The sequence below is a fragment of the Nitrososphaerota archaeon genome (assembly GCA_016872055.1).
GTDB lineage: Archaea > Thermoproteota > Nitrososphaeria > Nitrososphaerales > Nitrosopumilaceae > Nitrosotenuis.
The window spans coordinates 38,848-58,821 of sequence record VHBH01000004.1; the positions used below are offsets into that span (position 1 = coordinate 38,848).

General features: G+C 41.2%; 24 protein-coding genes and 2 tRNA genes. 11 read left to right on the forward strand and 15 right to left on the reverse strand.

Annotation, left to right across the window (positions count from 1 at the left end; all coding sequences use genetic code 11):
• Positions 1-94 precede the first annotated feature (94 nt).
• The 4 genes from FJ354_04325 to FJ354_04340 are packed head-to-tail and all read left to right on the forward strand — an operon-like array spanning position 95 to position 3,672.
• On the forward strand, positions 95-1,762 hold the full coding sequence (locus tag FJ354_04325) for a ribulose-phosphate 3-epimerase (protein ID MBM3905893.1): 1,668 nt from the start codon (positions 95-97) through the stop codon (positions 1,760-1,762).
• An 8-nt stretch (positions 1,763-1,770) separates the two neighbouring features.
• A complete protein-coding gene (locus FJ354_04330) occupies positions 1,771-2,730 on the forward strand; it encodes a transketolase family protein (GenBank protein ID MBM3905894.1) in 960 nt (319 codons plus the stop codon).
• Positions 2,727-3,380 carry a fructose-6-phosphate aldolase gene (gene fsa / locus FJ354_04335; GenBank protein MBM3905895.1) on the forward strand — a complete coding sequence of 218 codons (654 nt, stop codon included), beginning with the start codon at positions 2,727-2,729 and terminating at the stop codon, positions 3,378-3,380. The genes FJ354_04330 and fsa overlap by 4 nt, the downstream gene beginning before the upstream one ends.
• Positions 3,381-3,420: 40 nt before the next feature.
• Positions 3,421-3,672: a hypothetical protein gene (locus tag FJ354_04340; protein MBM3905896.1), complete on the forward strand. Its 252-nt coding sequence runs from the start codon at positions 3,421-3,423 to the stop codon at positions 3,670-3,672.
• Here FJ354_04340 and FJ354_04345 read toward each other — a convergent pair.
• The 11 genes from FJ354_04345 to FJ354_04395 form a co-directional block, all read right to left on the reverse strand.
• Entirely contained in the window at positions 3,669-4,139 is a 471-nt protein-coding gene (locus FJ354_04345) for an ASCH domain-containing protein (GenBank protein ID MBM3905897.1), read from the reverse strand. The genes FJ354_04340 and FJ354_04345 overlap by 4 nt on opposite strands.
• Positions 4,140-5,540: an MBL fold metallo-hydrolase gene (locus FJ354_04350; protein MBM3905898.1), complete on the reverse strand. Its 1,401-nt coding sequence runs from the start codon at positions 5,538-5,540 to the stop codon at positions 4,140-4,142.
• A 100-nt stretch (positions 5,541-5,640) separates the two neighbouring features.
• Positions 5,641-7,206, reverse strand: coding sequence for a VWA domain-containing protein (locus FJ354_04355; protein ID MBM3905899.1), 1,566 nt, complete (start codon positions 7,204-7,206; stop codon positions 5,641-5,643).
• Complete coding sequence (locus FJ354_04360; GenBank protein MBM3905900.1) at positions 7,206-8,006, reverse strand: MoxR family ATPase; 801 nt, start codon at positions 8,004-8,006, stop codon at positions 7,206-7,208. Before FJ354_04360 ends, FJ354_04355 begins: the two co-directional genes overlap by 1 nt.
• A gap of 50 nt (positions 8,007-8,056) precedes the next feature.
• On the reverse strand, positions 8,057-9,469 hold the full coding sequence (locus FJ354_04365) for an NAD(P)/FAD-dependent oxidoreductase (protein MBM3905901.1): 1,413 nt from the start codon (positions 9,467-9,469) through the stop codon (positions 8,057-8,059).
• A gap of 196 nt (positions 9,470-9,665) precedes the next feature.
• Positions 9,666-10,097 (reverse strand): exosome protein, encoded by a 432-nt coding sequence (locus tag FJ354_04370; GenBank protein ID MBM3905902.1) that lies wholly within the window; start codon positions 10,095-10,097, stop codon positions 9,666-9,668.
• A gap of 1 nt (position 10,098) precedes the next feature.
• Positions 10,099-10,713 (reverse strand): 30S ribosomal protein S3ae, encoded by a 615-nt coding sequence (locus FJ354_04375; GenBank protein MBM3905903.1) that lies wholly within the window; start codon positions 10,711-10,713, stop codon positions 10,099-10,101.
• A gap of 35 nt (positions 10,714-10,748) precedes the next feature.
• Complete coding sequence (gene serS / locus FJ354_04380) at positions 10,749-12,011, reverse strand: serine--tRNA ligase (GenBank protein MBM3905904.1); 1,263 nt, start codon at positions 12,009-12,011, stop codon at positions 10,749-10,751.
• Complete coding sequence (locus tag FJ354_04385) at positions 12,011-12,247, reverse strand: hypothetical protein (protein ID MBM3905905.1); 237 nt, start codon at positions 12,245-12,247, stop codon at positions 12,011-12,013. The genes serS and FJ354_04385 overlap by 1 nt, the downstream gene beginning before the upstream one ends.
• Positions 12,216-13,637, reverse strand: coding sequence for a DHH family phosphoesterase (locus tag FJ354_04390; GenBank protein MBM3905906.1), 1,422 nt, complete (start codon positions 13,635-13,637; stop codon positions 12,216-12,218). The genes FJ354_04385 and FJ354_04390 overlap by 32 nt, the downstream gene beginning before the upstream one ends.
• Complete coding sequence (locus FJ354_04395) at positions 13,634-14,083, reverse strand: 30S ribosomal protein S15 (GenBank protein ID MBM3905907.1); 450 nt, start codon at positions 14,081-14,083, stop codon at positions 13,634-13,636. Before FJ354_04395 ends, FJ354_04390 begins: the two co-directional genes overlap by 4 nt.
• A gap of 112 nt (positions 14,084-14,195) precedes the next feature.
• Here FJ354_04395 and FJ354_04400 point away from each other — a divergent pair, with 112 nt between their 5' ends.
• Both FJ354_04400 and FJ354_04405 read left to right on the forward strand, forming a co-directional pair.
• Positions 14,196-14,525, forward strand: coding sequence for a hypothetical protein (locus FJ354_04400; GenBank protein MBM3905908.1), 330 nt, complete (start codon positions 14,196-14,198; stop codon positions 14,523-14,525).
• Positions 14,526-14,637: 112 nt separating this feature from the next.
• Complete coding sequence (locus tag FJ354_04405; protein ID MBM3905909.1) at positions 14,638-14,907, forward strand: hypothetical protein; 270 nt, start codon at positions 14,638-14,640, stop codon at positions 14,905-14,907.
• A 62-nt stretch (positions 14,908-14,969) separates the two neighbouring features.
• Here FJ354_04405 and FJ354_04410 read toward each other — a convergent pair whose 3' ends face one another.
• Together FJ354_04410 and FJ354_04415 are read right to left on the reverse strand one after the other, a co-directional pair.
• Positions 14,970-15,506, reverse strand: coding sequence for a hypothetical protein (locus FJ354_04410; GenBank protein MBM3905910.1), 537 nt, complete (start codon positions 15,504-15,506; stop codon positions 14,970-14,972).
• 78 nt (positions 15,507-15,584) lie between these two features.
• Complete coding sequence (locus FJ354_04415; GenBank protein ID MBM3905911.1) at positions 15,585-16,151, reverse strand: ammonia monooxygenase; 567 nt, start codon at positions 16,149-16,151, stop codon at positions 15,585-15,587.
• Between the two features lie 281 nt (positions 16,152-16,432).
• Here FJ354_04415 and FJ354_04420 point away from each other — a divergent pair, with 281 nt between their 5' ends.
• The 4 genes from FJ354_04420 to FJ354_04435 all read left to right on the forward strand — a co-directional run bounded on the left by FJ354_04420 (position 16,433) and on the right by FJ354_04435 (position 19,207).
• A complete protein-coding gene (locus FJ354_04420; protein ID MBM3905912.1) occupies positions 16,433-16,996 on the forward strand; it encodes an ammonia monooxygenase in 564 nt (187 codons plus the stop codon).
• 88 nt (positions 16,997-17,084) lie between these two features.
• Entirely contained in the window at positions 17,085-17,450 is a 366-nt protein-coding gene (locus FJ354_04425; GenBank protein MBM3905913.1) for a hypothetical protein, read from the forward strand.
• A 123-nt stretch (positions 17,451-17,573) separates the two neighbouring features.
• Entirely contained in the window at positions 17,574-18,224 is a 651-nt protein-coding gene (locus tag FJ354_04430; GenBank protein ID MBM3905914.1) for an ammonia monooxygenase, read from the forward strand.
• A 143-nt stretch (positions 18,225-18,367) separates the two neighbouring features.
• A complete protein-coding gene (locus FJ354_04435) occupies positions 18,368-19,207 on the forward strand; it encodes a DNA adenine methylase (GenBank protein MBM3905915.1) in 840 nt (279 codons plus the stop codon).
• Between the two features lie 4 nt (positions 19,208-19,211).
• Here the strand turns inward: FJ354_04435 and FJ354_04440 are convergent.
• Positions 19,212-19,285 (reverse strand) — tRNA-Thr (locus tag FJ354_04440).
• A gap of 94 nt (positions 19,286-19,379) precedes the next feature.
• Between FJ354_04440 and FJ354_04445 the strand changes: the two genes are divergently transcribed.
• A tRNA-Leu gene (locus tag FJ354_04445) sits at positions 19,380-19,504 on the forward strand.
• Between the two features lie 7 nt (positions 19,505-19,511).
• Here the strand turns inward: FJ354_04445 and FJ354_04450 are convergent.
• Positions 19,512-19,898 carry a hypothetical protein gene (locus FJ354_04450; GenBank protein ID MBM3905916.1) on the reverse strand — a complete coding sequence of 129 codons (387 nt, stop codon included), beginning with the start codon at positions 19,896-19,898 and terminating at the stop codon, positions 19,512-19,514.
• Positions 19,899-19,974 lie beyond the last annotated feature (76 nt).

The window sequence follows — 19,974 nt, forward strand, 5'->3', positions numbered from 1 at the left end:
CCTGATCGAGATTAAAGCATTGAGCAGAAAATAGCTTTTTATTTAATCTGGAAGCAGCCTCAAAACATGACTTTACCAGTTATGCTTGATTGAAATGGGCCTAAATTACTATACAATAAAAAAAAATGTTAGAAGAGCGCGCAAACTTGTAATTCACGCCACATCGACTGCCGGTTCTGGACATCCTGGAGGCTCTTTTTCTATGGCAGAAATAATGGGATGTATATTTTTCAAATATCTGAGATATGATCCAAAAAACCCATCTTGGCAAGACCGTGACAAACTTGTTCTATCCAAGGGCCATGCTTCGCCCGGATTATTCTCAAACATGGCACTGGCTGGTTATTTTGATATATCGGAATTAGACACACTACGAAAATTTGGAAGTAAGCTGCAAGGACATCCTGATCTCAAGTGCCCAGGAGTAGAGTTTTGTGGTGGCTCACTAGGAATCGGCTTGTCGTTTTCAATTGGTGCAGCACTTGCTGCAAGAATTGACGGAAAACCAACACGAATCTTTACTGTAATGGGCGATGGAGAAACAGACGAAGGCCAAGTCTGGGAAGCGGCAATGACGGCAGCAAAATACAAAGTTGACAATCTAACTGCAATATTGGATAGAAATTTTATACAACAAGACTCGTACACGGAAAAAATCATGCCGCTAGATGAGGAACTTGCGGGCGATGACCTATCTGAAATGTGGAAGGATGCAAGCAGATGGAAGACTGGAGACAAGTGGCGGTCATTTGGATGGAATGTGCTAGAAATCGACGGCCATAGAATAGAACAACTAGACCATGCAATCAACAAGGCAACTCAAACCAAGGGTGCACCATCCATAATAATTGCAAGAACCATCAAGGGAAAAGGAGTCGAGCACATGGAGGATAACCCTAAGTGGCACGGCCAGGCTCCAAAAAAGGAACTCGTCCCAATCATCGACATGGAAATTGACTCCCAATCGATGATTGCACCATCTATCATAGCTGGTGACATGAATAATCTTGAAAACGAGGTAAAGCGGTGTGTGAATGGAAGGGCCGATTACATTCACCTAGATGTGATGGATGGGTTGTTCGTTCCAAACAAGACATTTGATCATAACAAAATCAGAGAACTACGACCGTTAACGGTCATACCTTTTGATACGCATTTGATGATAAACGAACCAGTCAAATACGTCAAAGATTATGTTGATGCCGGCTCTGATATCATAACTGTTCACGCCGAAGTTTGCGATGCGTCAAGCTTTGGGCAAATACATGACACACTCTTGGCAAATCAAGTAGGTGTAGGCCTTGCAATAAACCCTGATACAGAAATACCAGAGTGGGCACTACCGTTCATACCAAAGCTGGACCAAATCATAGTAATGTCTGTGGTTCCTGGCAAATCTGGTCAAAAATACATCGAAGCAACACATGAAAAAATGCGGCGATTAAACCAAATTCTAGGTCAGCACGACTTTGATGGATACATCGAAGCCGACGGCGGCGTCACGCTGGATAATATTGGGACGTGTTTTGCAGATGGTGCGCGTGCATTTGTTGGGGGAAGCGCGATAATTGGACAACATGACGTTCGTGGAGTAATTCGAGAATTTAGAAACAAAATTGCCTACGCAAGGCGCAAAATGCTAATCCAAAAAACGTTTGAGCTTGGAGGCAAAGAACTTGTCGAAAAATGGATAGATCTACATGTGATTGGAGAGAAAAAGAACCAACTTAACACCATATCGAGGGAGCTTGGCTACGCATGATTGGCGATATGACTGATATGCGAACAGCATATGGCAAAGCCCTAGTGGAGATTGGAGAGCAAACCCAAGATGTCGTGGTTTTGGGCGCAGACACTACCGACTCCCTAAAAACAGCAGATTTTGGCAAAAAATTCCCTAACCGGTTCTTTAATGTTGGAATAGCCGAAGCAAACCTAGTTTCAGTATCCGCTGGACTTGCACTTTCCGGAAAAATTCCGTTTGCAAGTACATATGCGATCTTTCTCCCAGGCAGGTGTGTCGACCAAATCCGAAACGCAATAGCGTATCCTTCTCCTGGAGACAAAAAAGGTCTAAACGTAAAACTGGTGGTATCACACGGCGGAATCTCCGTTGGTGCAGACGGTGGGTCACATCAACAAATTGAAGATTATGCGATAATGCGTTCCATGCCAAACATGACAGTACTTGTTCCGGCAGATACGATAGCAGTGTCAAAGCTTACTTGGATAATTTCTCAAAGATATGGCCCGCACTATATGCGACTGACCAGATCTGCATCCCCAGTTGTGCACCAAGACTCGCAGGAATTTGAGGTAGGAAAGGGAATTGTAATGAGAGAAGGCTCCGATTGTACCATAGCTGCGTGCGGCCTTACAGTAAAGATGGCACTAGATGCAGCAGAATCTCTAAAGCAAGAAGGAGTCTCTTGCAAAGTAATTGACATGTTTTCAATAAAGCCAATTGATACTGAATTACTGGAAAAGTCTGCCAGGGAAACTGGATGCATTGTGACGAGTGAAGAGCACAATATAATGGGAGGATTTGGCTCGGCAGTATCTGAAATCATATCCGAGTTGTATCCAGTACCAATCAAAAGAATTGGTGTCAATGACAAGTTTGGTGAGTCTGCACGCGATGCGGAGATTCCACAGCTTTTGGAAAAGCACGGCATAACATCAATTAATATAGCAAAAGCAGTCAAGGACTTATTGGGTAACAAAAAATGAAAATCTTTCTTGATACTGCTAATCTACAATCAATAAAACAATACAATGACATGGGACTGCTTGATGGAATTACTACCAATCCATCCTTGTTGGCAAAAGAAGGCGGAGATCCGCAAAAAGCAATGGAAGAGATAACCAAAATAATCAAAGGCGACGTAAGCCTTGAAGTTGTTGCAACTGATTATGCAGGAATGATGGATGAAGGACACAAACTCAAAAAATATGGCACAAATGTTGTCATAAAGGTTCCAATGACTTCAGACGGCCTCAAGGCATGCAAGAGCTTTTCTTCAGAAGGCATACCTGTCAATGTCACACTGGTATTTTCACCAAACCAAGCAATTTTGGCTGCAAAGGCAGGCGCAAAATATGTCAGTCCATTTATTGGAAGGTTGGATGATGTTGGCCAAGACGGAATGGCACTCATTGCAGAAATAAAACAAATTTTCTCAAATTACAATTTTAAGACACAAATTCTTGTAGCTAGCGTAAGGCACCCAATGCATGTAGTAGAGGCAGCAAAGATTGGTGCAGACGTTGTGACGTTACCACCAGACGTTCTGGGCAAAATGCTCAAGCACCCGTTGACTGATAACGGCCTCAAGGCATTTTTGGCAGACTGGGACAAATTGCAACAAAGCCAACAATAATCTTACAACTGCTTAAAAACCACTCAAACATTACCGTATCATGGATGATGAGGCACGCAATATCCAAATCATGGAGATAGCTGAACTTTTGACCAAAGACAATATCTCAATTCACGAACAAGATCAGAAAAAACTGCAGAAATACTATGATTTTGCGCAAAAAGAATTTCATCTGACTGGTGATGATTCTGTACAGTTAGTAAATGAGACATTTTTGTATCTGACACTAAAGAACGCCAAAGATGTCGATCCGCTACAGGATGGCGACAAGTTTGGTGCTGGATTTAGCTAGTGGTGATTAATCCACCGAGTACGGTATTCCTCATCAAAGATCTCTGATGTAATTTCATCTTCCTTAGCAACTGAACTCTGTAATTCTATGTCAAAAAACCCAAGTTGCCCCCTTGCAGGAATTGAAATCTTGAATTCTTTGAAACTTTTTAGAAAGAAACCGAATGTTTTTTCTGTAAAATAACCGTCTGCAGCAAAATGATGCTTTTTATCAGATGCAAATTCCTTTTTGGTCTGGTATCTTTTTGTATCATAAATAGTAGCCTTGCCGATTATTGCTCCTGTGACTAGAGAGTGACGTTCAATTCCTAGCCTTTTACAATCATCTAGGTTGATTTTGGATGGAGAATGAATAAGAAATTCTCCACGATAATTAGTATTCCAGTGTCGAAGCTCTATTGTTTTTTGACCCTTGATGATAAGCTCGGCAAATGGTTGTGATACGGAAAGGCACTTGAAGGTGCTCAATTACATCCTGATGCTGCATCTGTTAGGACCCATCTCCAAGTCTGGAATTTGTTCTGGTGCTATTGAGATGTCGCCCTTGTTAATCTTAATTATCATAGAATAGTTCAATGGCCTAGGAGTTGTAATGCTTACTACTTTGGATACAAACTCGGCCTGGCCCAAGTCTAGTAATGGTAGTTTTTTGGCGTTCTGCACCGTGGTGTAGAATAATCCACCTTTGGTTGGACTTAATCCTTCACCATGATGGGTTGGAAATATTTTGGTGTCGTCTCCGAATTTCAGTATCTTGTTGTGTAAGGTGTCGTAGAGTTTTACTGCAAATTCTTCTGCTTGATCTCTCAAATCCGGCCTTCCAATTCCCTCCACAAACAAAATGTCGCCAGAAAACACATACTTACTATCTAGGATAAACGACATCCCACCAGGCGTATGTCCAGGCGTATGTATTGCTCTGAGTTGCTTTGTGCCAAATTGGATTGTGCTTCCATCTTCAATTTTCTCGCTTTCGATTTTGTATTCTTCTAGATTGCTGAGGTATAGTTTTGCACCAGCTATCTGCGCCAAATCTTTTGCGGCGGAAACATGATCTGCATGTTGATGTGTGTCAATTACCTTGGTAATCTTGAGATTTTCTTTTTGTGCAAATTCTGTATATTTTTTTGCTGGATGTGTAGGATCGATTACGACTGCCTCTCCATCTGAGCCAATAATATGGGACAGGCAACCTTTGCCGATTTTTTCTACTTGGATAATGGTGACGTCGTTTTCCTTTAGGGTAGTTGCACCAAGCACTTGGTTCCACAAAGACATTCCACCAACAAGGGATGTTGATTCCAGTCCATTTTGTGCCAGTGCAAATGTCGCAACCATGGAGCGATTTCCATGCGAGCAGATGGTGACAATTTTTTTATCTTTTGGCAGGTGAGCTTTCGAGCCCGAAGTGAACAATTGTGATAATGGAATATTTACTGCGCCAGGAATCTTAAATTCGGCAAACTCTTGCGGTTCTCTTACATCCAGTAAAAACACATCGCTGTCTTGTTTTATGGATTCCCATAGACTGTCTCCACTAATTGTAGTGTCTTGTGTACTCTTTACAAGTTCGCCACTCCATGACTTGAACCCATCTTTTAGATAATGGGCATCAAAGCCGAAGCGAGCCATCATAGTTGCATTTTGTTTTGCCTCAGTACCATCATCATCGATTAATATGACTTTCATGTTTGCAGGAATCTTTGACATTATGACTTGTTTTTGTTGCATTGAATTACATACTGCATTTGCCGCACCAGAAATATGACCATTCATGTAGTTTTCTTTTGCGCGAATGTCTAGGATCAAAGCATTGGATTTGTTTTGCAAAATCTGGGTTAATTCTTCAGGTGTTATCTCTATGTTCATTTAATCTTGTCTAAATTGGAGCCAAATTTAGAATTTTTGCTATTACTTTACAATTGATCTGGTACATTATCCATAACCGTACAAAATCACAACAATGACTCTAGCTAGTCTGTAGTACAGCTAGAACTCTATTAGGGATATCTTTTAGTCTTGACACTGCAAGTGTTTTTTCATATCCCAAATATCTTAGATTGTTTGCAATTGTAGTGGCACTAAATGTGTCATGGCCGACACCTATTGCAACCATCTTAATCCCGAGCGTTTTTAGTGATTTCACCATGGCTCTTACTGCATCAGGATCCGATGGTTCTCCATCTGATAGAGTCAGAAATATGTCAGGTTTTTTGGATTTTAGTGTGGGAAACATCTTTTGATAGACGTCTGCCAAAGGGGTTCCACCATTTGCCTCAATTTGGGCTAGTCTCTTGGCGCACGCACTATTCCATTTGTTTTCTTCTTGCTTGACCATCCAACATACAACCTGTTTTTGGGTTGTGTTAAAGGCAAAGACTGAGAATTTAATCTTCAAAAATGATAATACCTCACATAATGCCAGTGTTGCCTTTTTGTATTCTGTCTGTTGATCTGTTATGCTAGATGAATGATCAAGTAGAATCATTATTTTGGATTTGATTGATTTTTTGACATCAATTACGAATGGCTTGTATCCCTCTACATAGGATTCTGGATCAAATTCATCGCCGGTAGAGACTTGTTGCTCTTTCCAGCTAGTCTTCCATTCTTTGAATTTGGTTTTAAGATTGCTAATTAGATCTTGGTCGTAGATTCGTGTTTCATCTATGTTTGTAGACCCAGGAATCTGAATTCCAATAGATTCGTTGCCAAGGCCTTTGTTTTCGTTTTTCTTGTTTTCTTCCTTAATTACCTTGAATTCGTCAGCAACTGATTTTCCAGATATTATGTTGTCTTTGTCAATTTTACCGAAATCATTTTCCTTGTTTTGAATTATTTTCTGTAATGCCTTTTCAAAGTCTTGTGGTGTGATCATCAAACCAGGTCCTTTCCATGGAACAGCAAGTGGGACGGTCGTCAATGCATCAATGTTCAGAATGCTTAGGATTTCTGGAATTTTTTTTTCTAGCCATTCAGTATCATGTTTTTTTTCTATTGCCTCTGAAACGATTTCCTTTGCTTTCATTACAGCAAGCACAACTCTGTCCGAGAAGCTTGGCTGGAGTTCGCCTTTGATATCGCCAAGCAAAAACTTTTGGAAAAATGCCTCCGCTATTCTTGATTTTCCCAAAATATTCCCAAGCTGAGGTCTGTACAGCCACAAGTACGTATAGTAAAAGATGAGCTCTTCATCCATTCCTCTCCATGTTTTTCTCCCGAGCATCTCAATGCGCCTAGTTTCTAGTGTGTTTAGAATAAACCCAAAAGCATGGTCATTGGATAGGATCTTTTTGCATAATCTTACTCGCATTGCTTCATACCATATCGCTACGCGAAATTGCCTGTACTTGTCAAAGTCTGTTCCGATATAGCGCTCAGGGGAAACAAGACTGATCCTGTTTTCCTTTAGCTTGGTGATTGTCTCTTTTTTGTCTGAAAATTCAACCGTAATCTTTTCTTTTTCAGACCATCTTCTTGCCAAAAATGTGGCAATTTCCACCAGAGTGTCATTTCGTAGTTGTAATAACTGCATTATTTACCAAACATGGATGTGATGATATCGCTTACCTTTTGATATTCAACATTTCCCCACTGTGAATACACATTTGCAAATACAATGTCAGCTGCTTTTTTTGCATCAAGGCCAGAGTCTAAGAGTTTTGTAAATGCGATTGTCTCTCTAAGACTTGGAGAATAATACAATTCCTCTACTGCGGCTGCTTGTCTTAGTATGTTTGCTAGCTTTATTCCTTGTTTTAGCATATCATCGTGGTTTTCGGATGCATATTTTTTGACGATTTGAAATTCAGTTTCTTCAGGAGGATAGTCAAGTCTAATTCTAACCGGAAATCTGCTCAGTAATTGTGGTGGAAGCTCTTTAGTTCCGACATGTGTTAGTGGATTTATTGTTGCAATGACAAACCATTTTTGATTTGCGTTGATGGTCTCTCCAGTTGATTCCTTGAGGACAATTTGCCTTCTGTCGTCTAGTGCCTCATCTAGTCGAAGCAAAACATCTGCTTCTGCAGCATTTAGCTCATCAAGATAAAGAATGCTTCCTTCCTTCATTGATTTTATCAGGATCCCTTCATCAAATCCTATTGTTCCTTCGTTGAGGGTTTTTGTCCCAATAAGATGACTCTCACGTGTTCGAAGACTAAAGTTGATTGACTCTAGTTTTGCATTCTTTCTGTTTGTGAACTCGCGAACCAATGTGGTCTTGCCTGTTCCCTTTGGCCCTATTATCAGCGCAAACAGGCCAACATCATAGGCCTTATTCAAAACATCTAGGGAATTATTCCAATCTAGATATGTCGATGTTGCCTGTAACATGATATCTGGATGTCTGTACTTTATTTAAAATAATTAGTTGTTGTCTGGCACTAGTTTTCCCATTTTGCTAGGTGCTCGTAGGAATCATTCATTGTCTTGAGCAGTTTTTTATGCCATTCCTCAAATCCATCAGGGGTTGTCGGATAATTGCGATAGTGCTCAGTTAACCACCTGTTTTGCTGTGTTGTATATCTAAGACCATCTGCAAGTTTTTTGTTTAACGCACCGCGAATTAGCATTCCCATTTTGCCTACCATTGAAAAGTCCGGGTGTTCTCCTTTGCTTATTGCCTCTACATCCATGTTACCCAAAAAGTGCTTCATTCCATAATTTATCTGATCATTTGTGAGCATCTGCAATAATCTTCTGAACACTTCAAGGCCTGCTGTTTTGTAACCGTATTCTCTGACATAATCGACATTGTATTGCCACAATCCCTTCTCTGTTACATCCCCTGCTTCTATTGCATTTGCGACGTTTTTGCCAATTATGGTTCCCGCAATCAATGCAGGGCCGATTCCTCCTGCATCAAGTGGCTTTGGCATCCATGCAGAATCTCCAACAAGCATGAATCCATTTGCAACCATGCAATCATTCTGTCTTCTAACTGACACCTGAAAGTTTCCTGTTGCATTATGCAAGTCTGATGGATCAGTTGAGAGTCTTGGATTTTTGATTGCCCTGTTTCTTGCAACATACTGGTTTATGAGGCCGGATACATCATCGTGCTTTCCAAGTCGCTTGTTTCTTTTGTCTAGAAGTGTTTTTTCTACTCCAAGACCGATGTTTACCTTGTTCTTTCCTTTTGGAAAGACCCACCCATATCCGCCAGGAGCAATGTCTTGGTCTAGGTGAATTAGGCAATAATCAGGATCAAACTCAGATAGATCGTCTTCACCCTGATCAAAATACATGATGTGGCGTCCGGTGGATTCAAGATCTGTTCTATCTATTTTGCGCTCCATTCTCGTGGTATTTTTTATTTGGTTTCGAAGCATCGAAGTAACGCCGGTAGCATCAATTACAACCTTGGCTGTCTTTTTGTATGGCTGGTTTGTTTTTTTGTTGAGGCCTTCTACTCCTATGATTTGACTCCCATCATAGAGCAGGCCTGTCAGATTTATTTCAAAATCCACGCTGATTCCACGTTTTTGTGATTCTTTGTATTGTGTTTGTGGAAGTTGTTGTCTGTTTAACAAAAATCCATCACCGTCAAATGGAATGGATGTTTCTCTGTCTGGCGACAGCGCCATTACTCCTTTAACAGTATGTTCGATTTCTGGTGCGCCCCAAGAAATCTTAATGCGGCTTCCCATATAGTCAACAGCTTCCTTTGATACCGCGTCACCACAAACCCAACCATTGATGGACTTGCTCCCAGTCATTATTGGGGCATTTCTGTCTATTACAAGAATTGATAACTTTTGATTAGAATAATGAGAAGCAGAGTGTGCTGCAATCATGCCAGCTAGTCCTCCGCCAGCTACGATCAAGTCATAGTCCGTTTTCAATATGTGACAGCTGAAAGAAGATTATTTAAAACAATCTTGAATTATTTTTTGGGTCAGATCGTCGCGGCGTCTTCACAGCTTGCGTATTGCTCAGACTGGAGCGGCTTGTTAGCTCTTCATTCCCAACCCTATACTACTCTAAATGATATTAAATTGTGCTTGTGAGGATTTCAGAATAAGTCTTGAGAATGTCTCTTTGAGAATATACTGGCGTATAGATTTTGATCTTGATTGGGTCATCTGCGGCAGGCTGGATTTTACCTTCAACTAATGACTGCTTTGATATTCTCATGTATAGCCCAGAACCGTCGCAACGGTTCTCCAAGTCTTCCACAATCTCATTAATGTCTTTTTTTGTAATGTTTGAAATTAGGTTCTTGACAAAGAGTGCAGCTTTCTTCTTTTTTATTTTTCCATTTACCAAAGCTATTGGATTGTCATAATGCCCTTGGAGTTTCTGCATAGTAAAATCGCCTTCATCCACACCGAAGATCTGTTTGAATGAATCAAAGACTTTTTTCGAGTCTTCAGTTGCATGTATGATGACTTGAATCTCTACTTCGAGTTTTTTTTCCGTCAAACTATGCTTCTAGTAGTGTGACTTGTGCTTCGGCGGTTCTAATTAGTTTTACCTTTTCAAGACCTACGTGTCTCATTCTGATCACTTTTTTTGCCGCTGCCATGATGTCAGAGTTTATCTTTCCATAACATGTAGCCTGCACAAACTGATCAATTGTCATTTCTGGAATTGTTTTATTCATCACGTCCCTCGCAATTAATCGCAATGCGTGCTTGCGTGATGTATTGAGTTTTTTGTGTGTTAGAGCAATCACTTTAAGTCTGAATAGGTAGTTGTCTTTTGTTTTTACATTCATGACAAAGTTGACCTTGCTAGAGCCGCGTCGGATGAGGCTTCTAAGGAATTCTTTTGCGTATTCATATCTCTTGAAAATGGTATATGCCTTGTCTCCTTCGACCTTGGTAATCTGGAAGTAAATCTTGTATTGGTACTGAGATGGATCGCCTTTTAGAATATCAAATAACGTTACCTCTATGACACGACCGATTGCTTTTTGATCATCAGTGATTGGTATGTACGCAAGTGGTGCATTGTTAAATGACTCTGGGGCTATTACTGTGACCCATTTTTTCTCACGCCACTTGTCCTTTACTTTTCCACCCTTTCTACGAGCCAATTATTAAGCGACCCTGAAGCCAAAATATAATTGTACTAGATTATGTCTGCGCCGAGATACTTTTGCAGAGGTTTTGGTACACTAATGTGGCCGTCTTGCGTCTGAAAGTTTTCCATTATTGCAACAAGCGTTCTTGTGGTGGCAACAAGTGTGCTGTTTAGCGAATGCAGATACTGGGTTTGCTCGTTGGACTTGTCGCGGAACCTGATCTTTAGCCTCCTTGTCTGAAAATCAAGGCAGTTAGAACAAGAGACTATCTCGCGATACGAGTTCTGGCCCGCCATCCACGCCTCAATGTCATATGTCTTAGCTGAAACCTTACCCAAATCTCCGCTTGATAGCAACATTATCCTATATGGGATCTCAAGCTTTTGATAAAATTCTTCTGCTATTAGAAGCATTTTCTCATGTTCACTCCACGAGTCTTCAGGTCTTGCAAAGACGTACTGCTCTACTTTCTCAAACTGGTGTACGCGGAAGATTCCCTTCTGGTCCCGTCCATGGGCACCTGCCTCTTTTCTAAAACACGGGCTGACTCCACCATATCTGATAGGCAAGTCCTTTCCGTCTAGGATTTCGTCTGCATGCATTGCCGCAATGGAATGCTCTGACGTACCTATCAAAAACATGTCTTCGTCCTGAACCTTGTATATGACATTTTCAAAATCGTCTGCAATTATGGCGCCTTCCATGGAGCTGCGATTGATCATGTATGGCGGCTGGACTAATCCATACTGTTTTTCTGCCAAAAAATCTAACGCAAAATGAATCAGTGACTGGTTTAATCTCACCATATTATTTTTCAGATAGTAAAATCTCGCGCCTGCTGTTTTCGCAGCACGCTCAAGGTCAACTAGTCCTAGATTTTGCGAAATATCGATGTGGTCTTTGATTTTATAATCAAACTTTGGAATAGCGCCCCAGCTACGCACTACAACATTTGCAGAATCATCAACACCAATGGGAACTGACTCGTGGACCAAGTTTGGCATTTTCATGTTCAGTCTATTGTGTTCTGACTCTGTTTTGATTTGGTCTGCTTCTAATGTCTGGATTTCTTGTGATACTTTTTGCATTTCTGCAATTGATGTATCTGCATCTTGGCCAGATTTTTTCTTCGACGCAATTTCCATTGCAACCTTGTTCTTCTGCTTGCGCAACTCATCTGTTTTTATGATTAGCTCCCGTCGTTTACCATCAAGCGAGATTAACAAGTCCAAGTCAAACTGGACATGTCTGTCTGAGAGCATCTTGCGAATGATTTCAGGCTTTTCTTTGATGAGTTTTGGATCTAACATCATTCCATCACCTTTAGTGCCATGGATACATGGGCCAAAACCTCGTCAATTGTAGCAGTAAGTGTTTTCATATTCCCTGTACTATGAAAATTAAAAACAAGTGCGTTATCAAGATTTTCTATCTCAAATGACAGTCCATTTGGAAAATCGACATTGTCTGGTTCCAAGGCAGCCCTGATTGCTTCGGCTTTTTTCTTGGTTATGTTATCGATTGTTATTTTTGCTATGGTTTCCATTTACGCTGTCTTCTAGATAGTCCAAAAACCCATCAAGCTTGTCTTTTTTGATTTTTGCTCCTGCTGCCGCGTCATGCCCTCCTCCAATTCCATTGAATTTCTCTGCACCTAATTTCATCAGGGCAGAAAGGTTAACCTCGGTTTTACAGCCAATTGATTTTCGTGATGAAAACTTGATCGTGTTTTCCTCGCCATTTGTTCGAAGTATGATGATCTTGCCTGCGTTTTTTGGCGAGCCGGCAAGCAGTGATGATATTGTCCCTGTCATGGTCTCTGGAATCACTCCCTCACCGTTTACCATCACGCATTTTGCAGAATCGCTGATCCGCCACCGCTCATTTGTTAAAATATTCATGTAATCCCGGATGAGTTTTCTGTATTCCAACAGGATGTTTTCTCCTTCTTGGAGCATCTTGTTTCTATCTCCCATACATATTGCAATTCCAACCCCGGACCTACCAATTCTTCCACAAGAGTTCAACATTGTAGAGAATTCTCTGGCATCGCGCAAAAAACTTCGTCGCTCTTCTGCTGGGAATGTGTATGTGTGACCAATTAACTCCTCCATGATATGGCTGGCGTTTTGCGAGCTGGCGAACTTTGTAATGGATTCAATTATAGTGCGTTTTTCGTCCTCTGCAAGATCTGATGGGGTTCGCCATCTTCCACCGTCCTTGAGCTCAATCCCTGATGACTTGAAAAGAGCAAGACTTGCATCCCTATTCCAGGTCAATCCTTCAATGAACGGCTGCGAGGTAAACGCCAGAGCATCAACTAGTGGCCTCGTCTCTCTACCAACCAAAAGCAAGTCCATGTCGACTTGGAGTCCACCAATGTTTTTCGCCTCTTCTACTACTTCGAGATTTTTGCCCAAAAACGACTTTTTCTCTCCTTGGTCTTGCCTGTCGCCTAGGGCGGAAACTACTGCAATTGGTGCAAGGTCAGAGTTTCTCTTGTCTAGTGCTTTTGCAGCCAAAAATGCCATGCCTCCAGCACAGATCTCGGTTCCGCCATTGACTCCATACTTCCAAGCGTTTATCACACAATTATTGTCGTATTCTTCTTGCGGAATTTCATGATGGTCTAGGATAAACCAATTCTGGCCTAGTGCTTCGTCCATCTGATTTGCAAATCCTCCACCCAAGTCGGTTACAATGTGAAAATCGCGAGAGTCTGACTGCATGTTTTTGATGACTGCTTGACTCATCTCTTTTGTGGTACGTACAGTTACCTTGGCGCCTGCTCGAATCAGCGCTTTTGTCATAATGGCCCCAGATGTTAGACCATCACAATCGATATGGGTTACAACACAAATGTCCTTGTTGCTTTTGATGAGGTCGAAAATTATGTCGCTAAAATTTGATAAATGCTGATCGAGGTTACCCATTATTCAAGTTGGGCTACGACTGACTTATATTTCCAGTTTTGTGGGATTGCGCCGATCTTTTTGTAGTATGTGGCAATTCGATGAACCTTTGCCTCTACCAGCTCAAGTGATCTGACGTTTCTTTTGTCCGAGTTGTTGTTTTTGAGGTGTCTTTGCAGGTTGATTGCCTTTTTGACTATATTGTTGAGGTCTTCTGGAATGTCTTGCTTGACATTGTTTTCTTCGAGAATCTTTTTGACTGATTTTTTTGTAATTGTCTTTGCAAGCGGTATTGCATGCTGGTCTCGAAGCTTTATTCCAATTTGAGCCATAGGAACGCCGTCTTTGCCATACTTTACAACTAGTTCCTCCACTTCTTTTGCGCTAGTTGTAACCCAAGATGGTGAACGTTGGTTTATTGGTCTTGTAGAGTGTGATTGACCATGTCTGTGGGTGTGTACACGTCCCATGTCGGCTTTGATCCTAGAACTAACATAAACGTTACCACAAAACAATTCTCAGAAATGATGATTAGAAAAAAGTTAAATAGAAACCATAGCCCCCAACACACAGGTAAACAATATGAGTAAAGCACTATTCGGAACAGCAATTATTGCTGTAGCCGTAATCTCGATGGGAATGACAGCACCAGCATTTGCCCAATACATGGGTAATGTTGATTCTGAATCTGGCGCGACAGGCAGTAACACTCTCGAAGAAGCCCTAAAACTTCAAAAAGAACGTGTTACATCTGCAGCCGAAAACCCAGCTACAGGTTCTGGCACTCCATACCTAGCAGCTGACGGTGTCTTGGGAGCCTCTGCAATTGCAGCAGCCGTATTTGGAGGAATTGCCGCGGCATTTTTCTTCAAATCAAGAACCGGAAGATATGCAGCTCAAGGAAGAGGGTAAACCCACTTCTATTTTTCCATTTTATTGAATCATTCCTAGCGACAAGCGATCAGCATCCATCCATGAGTATCAGAGAAATGTATATATCGCACATGAGGCGGTCATTAGTTTAATGACTCCATTATTCGGTACAGTGTTCAGTATTCTGTCTACCGTATTTGGACAATTGGGACCAGGTTATGACCCATTGTTCTATGATGTCATGGTATACATCTTCGGCACAATAATGTTTACCGTATTCCTCTTGGGAATTATTGCATATTGGCTAAGAGTCCATGGCTGGTCATACAAAGACAACCGTGAAAGATGGGTTGACGAACTAGACAGACACTTTGAAAGAGAAGGTATCGGTTTGATACCAGACAACGGAAAGTACTGGTAAAACCTCTTTTTTCATTATTTTTAAATTTCTTTTAACTTAGGGTCTATATCTGACCTAGACATTTATTGCGGTGGAGCAAAGTCTCGCTCACTTGCCTCGTCGTAGCCTTTTGTATAGAACTCGATTTTATAGTGAGCACCGCTGACTAGGGGCTCTCTAATGTAATAGGGCGACTCACTACCGTCTACATATACTTTGGACTTTGATTCGTCCATATCTCTCATCGGAAAGCCATTTTCGTGGTATGTAGTCCAAGTCCATAGGAAATGCCCTACCTCAAACGGGTATTCCTGCTTCCACTCTGCATGGATCGTACCATCGTTTGTCAAAGTATACAATGAATGCCTACAATTCTCATTGTTTCCAATGTTTGCTGGAATCTCTATTTTCTGCTTGTCCACGTATAGTTCCAAGGTTGTAGAGATCTTGTATTTGGATTCAATGTCATTGATGCATACCCTCAGTGGATTGTCCATGTTCATCCACTGCTGGATGAATATGCTGGCGGTTCCAACAGATATGGCAATTACTCCCGTAATTATCAGGTAGCGTATGGTGCCCTTTCTTTTGGCAGGATTGCCCAAGCCAGGCCAATTCATAGTCCAGACTTGATTCCTATAGGATAAAGTCGTTTCTCTGAGTCAATATAATAAAATGAAAAGAGAGGGTTTGTTGGTTTAGATTACTTGCCAGGGGCGAGTTGCGAATGTTATCACATAGCCAACGCCAATGATGATTGATTGATACATGATGTTGGTGTATGGAATTGCTTTTAGTATCGGCTCGCCGGTTACTACTACTGTTTGTCCTGGGCCTAATCCTGGTCCAACTTGAGCAACGTTGAGTTGAGTGTGTACGTGGTATACGCCTGGCTCTAATGCCTTTGCTCTGATTTCATAATCGAGTACGGCGTTACCTGGGATTTGAAAGACGTTTCCTGGTGGGGTTCTTGCAAGAATCTCCCATCTGTTACCTGCATTGGTGGACTCTGAGAATATAGAGTTCCAACCTCTGAGATCTCTTTCAACAAGACTTACGAACTTGCCAGCTAAGACTAGTTCTTCACCGGTTTGCAGTGATTGTCTGTTGAAGGTTTCATCTTCAATCTTTACGAAACGACTCTGTAGTTGTGCTTGAACACCGTGTGCCTCTGCAGTCTGTACCATTTGAACCAAATTTGGACCAAGTGTACCGAGTGCCAAAATTACACTAAGTGCTAGTACGATTGTTTTCTTGTCGACCATAGTTATCCCGTTAATTAATCATCGACCCACATAGAATGATATATGTTTTACCGTTTTAATCAGTAGTGAAAGTTAATACGATCAATCCATGGTATTGATCTAATTGTTAAACATCAATGTTGAACATTGGAAATATGGATTTTTGTACCTATAAAAATTCTTATTTCAAGTATTTATCATATAATTCTAATACATATTATCAGTAATTTTTATAAAAATTTCAATAAAACTGGCTAAAAATAAACTCATGTTTTATATATTGAAAATTACCATTCTGTGTCATGGCACAGATGCCGGCACTAATCCCAAAAGAAGTTGAGATTCAGAGACTAAAGAAAATCTGGCTCATCGTTATTGCAATGGGATCCACAGCAGCATCCGTGGAAGTAGACAACTTCGTAGATGGTTCCTTACATCAAACCTCTATCAGAGACTCTGCATTCACACCAGCACACTGGTGGCTCTACTCACACTTTGTGGCACTACCACTAGGTTGGGGTTCAGTTGCAATCTATGATAGAAAGGTACCAGTACTCAGAGGTCCAAACAACTCCATGAACACAGGCTTAAAGATGACCATTCTAGGTTACCTGGCAACCATGTTCACAATCGGGGTCAATGAAATGTGGCACTTCTGGTTCGTAGAGGAAATCTTCGCAGTTCCAAACCACTGGATGTTCAACATGGGTGTAGTAGTAGCATTCATGGGTGCTCTAGCATACGTCGTAAGAGTCTATGCTAGACTTGTCGAACTAGGTGCAGAAACACCAGGTGAGAACCCATATGTTGCAGAAATGTACAAGATGGCCTTAGAAGGCAAACTGTACAGTAGAGCAATCCCATAAAACTCTCTTTTTCTCTTTATTTTTCAAGATCGACTCAGCCCGACATTTTAAGAAAGACTTAAAAGCCAACTATCGATTACAATTTCAAATGACTCTACCAAAAGGATTTGGTTCAGGCGGCGGCTCCGGCGGAGCATCAAGTGCCGATGTAGAGAAGATGATTGGCAGACGTGTAGAAAACATGACTGGCATAATCACCCTTTCGTATATTGCAGCTTGGCTAGCGACCTTTGCCGGAACAGCAGTTGGATATTTCTATTATCCATGGGCTTATCCAACACCAAGCGGTCACTATGCATTCATAGTCCTGACAATCATCGAAGCAATTGGCTATCTCTTCTGTGTTAAAGTAATGGAAGAAGGTACCAAGAAGAAGAGCAATGCAATTGTAGGTGCAACATTAGGCGCAACCGCTGTTGGAACAGTTTTCATCGCCATGTTCATCGGAACATAGACAAGTTCCTCAACTTTTTCCTATTTTCATTTTTAAATTCTCTCTAGGCATTCCTGATCGCGCCGTTTACTATGCCGATAATTGTCTAAAATTTTATATACTCACCACTGCCCTAACCGGTTAATGGTCTGGCTTAGACGATGTACGCACTACTTATTCATAGTAGTCGTAGCAGTCAACTCAACCCTGCTTACAATTAACGCAGGAGACTACATCTTCTACACTGACTGGGCATGGACTTCGTTTGTCGTGTTCTCAATATCACAGACATTGATGTTGGTGGTAGGTGCAACTTACTATCTGACATTTACCGGAGTTCCAGGAACCGCAACATACTACGCGCTGATTATGACCGTCTATACATGGATCGCAAAAGGCGCATGGTTTGCACTCGGTTACCCATATGACTTCATTGTTACACCAGTTTGGTTACCATCAGCAATGCTGATTGACCTAGCATACTGGGCTACAAAGAAGAACAAGCACTCACTGATACTATTCGGTGGTGTGATGTGTGGAATGTCACTTCCATTGTTCAACATGGTAAATCTCATTACCGTGGCTGATCCATTGGAGACTGCTTTCAAATACCCAAGACCAACATTGCCTCCATACATGACTCCAATAGAACCCCAAGTGGGCAAGTTCTATAACAGTCCAGTTGCACTCGGTGCAGGCGCAGGTGCTGTATTATCAGTAACTTTTGCCGCTCTAGGATGTAAACTGAACACGTGGACGTATAGATGGATGGCAGCTTGGTCCAAGTGGGACTAAAATCCTACAACTCTCTTTTCTCTTGTTTTTTATTTTGTCTTGCCAAGAGGCTTGATTAACAAATATTGTACATCTTGTGATCTTTTGTTGTCTTGTATCGGGATATGATTTGGTAGAATCTTGTATTATTGAGCCAGCACCAGATACTCTCAGCAGAACCCAAGCCATTTGTCAAGTGGGCGGGAGGAAAAAGGCAACTAATCTCTGCAATTGACAGGCATATCCCGTCTGAATTTTGCACATATTTTGAGCCGTTTTTGGGAGGTGGGGCTGTACTATTCCATTTATTGAGCAAAAATCCTACCATGAAATGCAAAGTCTCTGATTTGAATTCTGACTTGGTCTTGGCTTATGTTACAATTCGAGACAAAGTGAACGAGCTGATTTCATCACTGGAAAACCATGCAAAAAACTATCACAAAAATCCAGACTCTTATTATTATTGCATAAGGGAGAGCGAGCCGACAGGCCAGATTGACAAGGTCTCGCGATTACTATTCCTCAATAGGACCTGCTTTAATGGACTGTATCGAGTAAACAGCAAGGGAAAGTTCAATGTACCGCTTGGCAGATATTCCAATCCAAACATTGTAAATGAGGAAAACCTAGTTACTGTAAGCCATATTTTACAATCAAAAAAAATTCAAATCAACTGTCGCGACTTTACCGCAATCCTATCGGATGCCAAGAAAGGCGATTTTGTGTACTTTGATCCACCATACCAACCAGTAAGCAATACTGCAAACTTTACCAGCTATACGAATAAGGATTTTACCTATTCTGACTTGGAAAATCTAGTTGAAGTGTCTGAAAAGCTCATAGATAGGGGCTGCAAGGTTTTGCACTCCAATTCTAATTCTAAGGAAGTAAAAGACCTATTCTCAAAGAACTGGAAGGTAATCGAGGTTGCTGCCAATAGAGCCATAAACTCGGATTCTGCAAAAAGGACAGGCCAAAAGGAACTACTCATCAAAAATTATTAGAATGAGCTTCGAACGGGATCCGAACCCGCGACCTTTACCTTACCAAGGTAACGCTCTACCAGGCTGAGCTATCGAAGCGATAATTTTTTGCTCAATCAAATCCTAATTATACTTACTTGAGATAATCTGCAAAAACACCAACTGTTAAATTTCAGCCAGATTTAGCTATTTTGCAGGAGTAGCCGAGCCTGGCCAAAGTAAGCAACAAAAATTGCTTTTGGATGCGCGGGACTTAAGATCTAATAATGGGTGATCCCGTCTCTTAGGGGTTCGTGGGTTCAAATCCCACCTCCTGCACCTTTTTTTATTTAGGGTGTTTGATTCCACGAGAATTCAAAACTTCGTAGATATCTGGTAGTGAAAACACATAGCCAACATGGACACAGTCTTTTTGCTCGCAAAGCTGACAGAACAGCTCGCCCTTTTGGATTGCGACTTCGGCAATTCTGTTCTTGATATTGTCTTTTAGCACAACCCGGTCGTCGTCCACTGCAACTTTTTCAATCTTTGGAGCATATCTTGCAAAGGTCTTGTCCTTTTGCATTGTCTCCTCTAGCATGTAAGTTACATAACCTGAAAAGCTGTTAATGCCCTTCATTACTAGTTCGGACTTGTTCTTTTCAAATACGTCAAAGAACTTATCGTATACTTCTTCGGAGACAGTAATGGATTTGAAACCTGCTTTTGGCATTTTACTTACCTATTACCGTACTTTAAGGTACTCTATTATTTAACGTTTTTTGTAAGCGTGAAACTCACATTGATAG